This window comes from uncultured Negativibacillus sp. (assembly GCF_944388365.1).
In the GTDB taxonomy this organism is placed as follows: domain Bacteria; phylum Bacillota; class Clostridia; order Oscillospirales; family Ruminococcaceae; genus Negativibacillus.
The window spans coordinates 1-6132 of record NZ_CALXIN010000102.1; the positions used below are offsets into that span (position 1 = coordinate 1).

A 6132-nucleotide genomic window follows, 5' to 3' on the forward strand; every position below is an offset into this window, starting at 1 on the left:
GCAGTCAGTGTGCCGCTGCCGGTGGACTGGGCGTAGATGGTGAGGCTGTTGGTGCCCTCCACTTCGATACCGCCGTTGACGGTGAGGTTGCAGCCGTCGGCTAAAATCAGCTTCACATCGCCGGTGACGGTGACGCGCTGGCCAATTTCCACAGTGCCAGAAACCACATACCAGCCGTCATTCCAAGATGTTGTATCTGTGTAAACGGTGGTGTAATTTTCTGTCAGAGTTTTTGTCTGCCCGTCTGCGTCGATGTAGGTTACACCCGCCCTCGGCGCACCAAACAGCACCGGCACAACCGGCTCACCTTTGCAGGCGGTCACGCCTTCTGCCGCACAGACCGGACAGTCAGGGTTTATGTTACCCTCTGTACAGAGGGTAACACAGGAGCACTGCTCCTGTTCACTTATCCCGATGGTGGCTTCTCCTTCACCGTCGGCAAAGACAGCGGGCAGCATCGCGGGCAGCACCGCTGCTGTCATGCACAAGGCGGTCAGGAGTGCGAATATCTTTTTCTTCATCCGGTTTCCTCCTTCTGTCACCCAATAGGCTCCAATGGTTTACTCCTTTATTATACCGCATCCTTTTTGAAATTTCTATTACCCATTTTAGGGGTCAAAATGGGTAATAGGGAGCCCAAATACCGCTGTCAAAAAAGGAGGGCGCTTTTTTGTGATATTGCACTTTCGTCTGCTAATCTGCTATCAGATTCGTTAGTAATTGAGTTATAATTTTGTTGATTCTAACTGTCATTTTGTACATGTAGCTATAACATTTTCTTAAATTCGAGTAAAAACTATCCATAAAAGCCAAAAAATTGTTTGACACTCCCCTTTTCATCTGCTATCTTAAATATAAAAGAAGGGACGCCGCTCCCGCAATCTGAACGTAATTTTTAAAGAAAAGGGGTATGTCAAAATGATTATGAACCCGTCTACCATCAAGGATGTCGTCATCGACGGCCACAGCCTGACCATCGAGTCGTTTGTTGCAGTTGCCCGATTTGGCGCGAAAGTCAGCGTTGCCAAAGAAGCACTGGACGCTATGCAGAAATCCCGCGACCTTGCCGAGAAGATCGCTTCGGAAAAGCGCGTCGCCTACGGCATCACCACCGGCTTTGGCGATTTTGCCCGCGTTGCCGTTCCCGAGGAGATGTCCAACACCCTTTCCACCAATCTGATTTTGAGCCACTGCACCGCCACCGGCGAACCTTACAGTGAAGAGGTCGTCCGCGGCATGCTGCTGCTACGTGCAAACGCACTGTGCGGCGGTGTTTCGGGCGTTCGTCCGGTACTGGTCACCATGATGGCGGAGATGCTCAACAAGGGCGTTCATCCGGTCGTTCCACAGAAAGGATCGCTGGGCGCTTCGGGTGACCTTGCTCCGCTGGCACACATGTCGCTGCCGTTGCTGGGCAAAGGCAGAGCGGTTTATCAGGGCGTCGAGATGGACGGCGGCGAAGCGATGGCAAAAGCCGGCATCCAGACGCTGGACACGCTGGTCTGCAAGGAAGGTCTGGGACTGACCAACGGCACCTGCGCCATGACCTCGGTAGGTGCCCTGTCGCTGTATGACACCATCTGTGCAGCACAGCTTGCCGACCTGATCGGCTCGATGACCATGGAGGGCTTAACCGGTCTTCTCAACGCCTTTGACGAGCGTGTTCATGCTGTCCGCGGCCATAAAGGACAGATGATGGTCGCCAAAAACTTCCGTCTGCTGACCGAGGGTTCGAAAATCCTCGCAAACTGCCAGAACGACCGCGTACAGGACGCTTACTCGCTGCGCTGCATTCCACAGGTACACGGCGCTATCCGCGACGCAATCGAATATGTAAAAGAAAAAGTATCCATCGAGCTCAATGCCGTCACCGACAACCCGCTGGTATTCCTGGATGACGAGAATGTTATCTCCGGCGGCAACTTCCACGGCGAACCGATGGCGCTGGCATTTGATTTCCTGGGCATCGCCTGCTCGGAGATCGCGGATATTTCCGAGCGCCGCACCGAGCGCATGGTCAATGCCGCACTTTCCAACGGTCTGACTCCATTCCTCACCACCGAAGGCGGCGTCAACTCGGGCTATATGATCGTTCAGTACTCGGCAGCTTCGATGGTTTCGGAAAATAAGGTGCTGGCGCATCCGGCGTCGGTCGACTCGATTCCATCCTCCGCAAACCAGGAGGATATGGTTTCGATGGGAACCACCGCTGCAAGAAAATCCGGCTGGATCGTACAGAACACCCTTTCCGTGCTGGCTGATGAGCTGCTGACCGCATGTCAGGCCATCGACATCCGCCGCAGACTGAATACCCATGGACAGGGTATCTCGCCGGTTCACCAGAAGGTCTATGACCGCGTCAGAAAGGATGTTCCATTCTACGAGATCGACCGTGAGCTGTGGCCAGATATTAAGGCTTGTGAAAAGCTGGTTCGCAGCGGCGAACTGCTCGACATTGTCAGAGAGATGGTTGCGGACTTTGAGTAACCAGGATTAGAGCAAAACAAAGTTTTTGGTTGAGCTTTTTACAAAAAGCTCATAGGGGTACGGGGGCAACGCCCCTGTGACACTTAAACAATATAAAAATAAAAACGAAAGGGGCAGGGCAGCCGTTTCGGTGCTGTGGTACGTCAGTACCCTGCCTGTGAATACAGGCAGCTTTGATATCCATCTGTACCTCATAAATCAAAACAGGTTTCTACTGCCGAAAACTTCCCACTGGGAACTTTTCGGGGTCACAGTGCAAAACAAATCGGCTTTCGAGAACCTTTTCTCTTGCAAAAAGGTTCTCGAGCTCTCCCAATGAGCGCCTGACGATAAAGGCGTTTCGCACTCTGCGGAGTGCGCCCAAAGGCTCTGCCTTTGGAATCCGCCACCTTTTGAAAAAGGTGGATAAAAAACTTTAATTTGTGTATACAATCACATTTCATAGAAACAGGAGGTTTTATTATGGACTACAATCCACAGGACGCTATGATTATCAAGCTCGACTATGAACTCCCTGAATACCCGACCTTCGTAGAGGGTATTCGCCGCGCTCCAAGACGTGAATCTCACCTCACCGAGTCCGACAAGGCTCTCGCTATCAAAAACGCTCTGCGCTATATCCATCCTGACCACCACGAACAGATGGCGATGGAATTTGCCAAAGAGCTGGACGAACATGGTCGTATCTACGGCTACCGCTTCCGTCCACAGGGCGAACTGCACGGCAAGCCGATCGACCAGTACAAAGGCAACTGCATCGAGGGCAAAGCTTTCCAGGTCATGATCGACAACAACCTTGACTTCGACGTTGCCCTCTATCCATACGAGCTGACCACTTACGGCGAAACCGGTCAGGTCTGCCAGAACTGGATGCAGTACCGCCTGATTAAAAAATATCTGGAAGTGCTGACCGACGACCAGACTCTCGTCATCGAATCCGGTCACCCACTCGGCCTGTTTAAATCCCACAAGACCTCTCCTCGTGTCATCATCACCAACGGTCTGATGATCGGCATGTTCGACAATCAGCAGGCATTCAACCGCGCTGCTGCTCTGGGCGTTGCAAACTACGGTCAGATGACCGCCGGCGGCTGGATGTACATCGGCCCACAGGGCATCGTACACGGCACCTTCAACACCCTGCTCAACGCTGGTCGTCTGGTTCTGGGTGTTCCGAAGGAAGGCAACCTCGCAGGCAAGCTGTATGTTACCTCCGGTTTGGGCGGTATGTCCGGTGCACAGGGCAAAGCTGCTGATATTGCCGGCGCTGCTTCGATCATCGCTGAAGTCGATATTTCCCGTATCATGACCCGTTACACTCAGGGCTGGGTAGACAAATACACCGACAGTCTGGAGGAAGCACTGAACTGGGCACTGGAAGCGCAGAAAGCAAAAGAGCCTTGTGCTATCGCTTACCACGGCAACGTCGTTGACCTGCTGGAATACCTGCTGGAGAAGAACATCCACGTTGACCTGCTCTCCGACCAGACCTCCTGCCATGTACCATACGACGGCGGTTACTGCCCACAGGGTCTGACCTTTGAGCAGCGCACCGAAATGCTGGACAAAGACCCAGAAGGCTTCAAGGAGCTGGTCAACAAGACCCTGCGCCACCACTACGAACTGATCTGCAAGATGCACGACCAGGGCACCTACTTCTTCGACTACGGCAACAGTTTCCTGAAAGCCGTCTATGATGCTGGCGTACCGGAAATCTGCAAGAACGGTCACGACGAAGTGGACGGCTTCATCTTCCCCTCCTATGTAGAGGACATTCTCGGTCCATGCCTGTTCGACTATGGCTATGGTCCGTTCCGTTGGTGCTGTCTGTCCGGCAAGCCGGAGGACCTCGATGCAACCGATGCTGCCGCAATGGAATGCATCGACCCGAACGCACGCTATCAGGACCGCGATAACTGGATTTGGGTTCGCGACGCTAAAAAGAACAAGCTGGTTGTTGGCACTCAGTGCCGTATCCTGTATCAGGACGCTTACGGCAGAACCAAGATCGCGCTTAAATTTAATGAGATGGTTCGTCAGGGCAAGATCGGCCCTGTTATGCTCGGCCGTGACCACCACGACACCTCCGGCACCGACTCCACCTTCCGTGAGACCTCCAACATCAAGGACGGTTCCAACATCATGGCAGATATGGCGGTTCAGTGCTTTGCAGGAAACTGTGCACGCGGCATGAGCCTGGTTGCTCTGCACAACGGCGGCGGCACCGGCATCGGCAAAGCCATCAACGGTGGCTTCGGCATGGTGCTGGACGGTTCTGCTCGTGTGGATGAGATTCTGAAAGTATCGATGATCTGGGACGTTATGAGCGGTGTTGCACGTCGTTCCTGGGCAAGAAATGAGCACTCGATCGAAACCTGCGTCGAGTTTAACAAGTCCCATCCAGGTCAGTACCATGTCACCCTGCCTTATATTGCAGATGATGAAATCGTAGCGAAGGCAGTCAAGAGCATGACCGGCCATCACGGTGCTTAATTTGTGGGGCTAAAAACAAAAGTTTTCGTCCACCTTTTTCAAAAGGTGGCGGATTCTAAAGGCAGAGCCTTTAGTCGCTCACTGCAGTGAGCGAAACACCTTATCGTCAGGCGCTCATTGGGAGAGCTCGGGATTGAAAAAAGTTTTCAATCTCCTTTTCTGCAAGAGAAAAGGTTCTCGAAAGCCCATTGCCCGCAGAGAGTTCCCCTCAAAAATTATCCGGTGGATGATTTTTGACGGCAGAAACCCGCCCCAATTTTCATCTGCACAACCATGTGCAGATGCGCACTGACGTGCGGCAGCATCGAAACAGCTGCTGTGCCCCTATCGATTTTCTTTTTATATTATTTATGTGCCACAGGGGCGTTGCCCCCGTACCCCTATGAGCTTTTTGAAAAAAGCTCAACCAAAAACTTTTGTTCGCCTCCGGCGCAAAGACGGACAGCTACAAAAGTTTGACAAAAAACTTTATTCACTTTGAAGTTTTATCTTTTACAAAGGAGTCTGATTGTTATGGCAAGAATCATTGAATGTGTACCAAACTGTTCCGAAGGCCGCAACAAAGAAGTCATCGAATACATCGCTGACGCTGTTCGCAGCGTTCCTGGCGTCGCCCTGATGGACTATTCCTCCGATGAAAACCACAACCGCAGCGTGTTCACCATCGTCGGCGACCCTGACCAGATGGCAGAAGCTGCTTTCCGCTTTGCCAAAGCCTGCGTCGAAAAAATCGACATGACCAAACACCACGGCGAACATCCACGCATGGGCGCAGTTGACGTCATCCCGTTTACTCCTGTCAAGGACGTTCCAATGGAGGAATGTATCGAGCTGTCCAAAAAGGTCGGCAAGAGAATCTGGGAGGAGCTGGGCATGCCGGTTACTCTGTATGAGGAATCCGCTACCGCTCCGCACAGAAGAAACCTCGCTGCCATCCGCAAAGGTCAGTTTGAGGCAATGCCGGAAAAACTCAAGGACCCACAGTGGTATCCAGACTACGGCAACCATGAAATCCATCCAACCGCTGGTATCGTTGCCGTCGGCGCACGCTTCCCATTGGTTGCCTTCAACATCAACCTCTCTACCTCCGATGTTGAAATTGCAAACAAGATTGCAAAAACCATCCGCGAATCCTCCGGCGGTATGCGCTGG

The 6132-nt window shown here is 52.6% G+C and carries 4 protein-coding genes; 3 read left to right on the forward strand and 1 reads right to left on the reverse strand.

Annotated features, from left to right (window positions below; translation table 11 throughout):
* Window positions 1-521 (reverse strand): hypothetical protein (locus Q0L39_RS10120; RefSeq protein WP_296628878.1); only part of this gene is annotated, 521 nt, incomplete at its 3' end.
* Between the two features lie 397 nt (window positions 522-918).
* Between Q0L39_RS10120 and hutH the strand changes: the two genes are divergently transcribed.
* The 3 genes from hutH to ftcD all read left to right on the forward strand — a co-directional run.
* Complete coding sequence (gene hutH, locus Q0L39_RS10125) at window positions 919-2487, forward strand: histidine ammonia-lyase (RefSeq protein ID WP_296628879.1); 1569 nt, start codon at window positions 919-921, stop codon at window positions 2485-2487.
* Between the two features lie 462 nt (window positions 2488-2949).
* On the forward strand, window positions 2950-4980 hold the full coding sequence (locus tag Q0L39_RS10130; RefSeq protein ID WP_296628880.1) for a urocanate hydratase: 2031 nt from the start codon (window positions 2950-2952) through the stop codon (window positions 4978-4980).
* Between the two features lie 513 nt (window positions 4981-5493).
* Window positions 5494-6132: glutamate formimidoyltransferase (ftcD, locus tag Q0L39_RS10135; protein ID WP_296628882.1), on the forward strand; the 639-nt coding region annotated here is incomplete at its 3' end.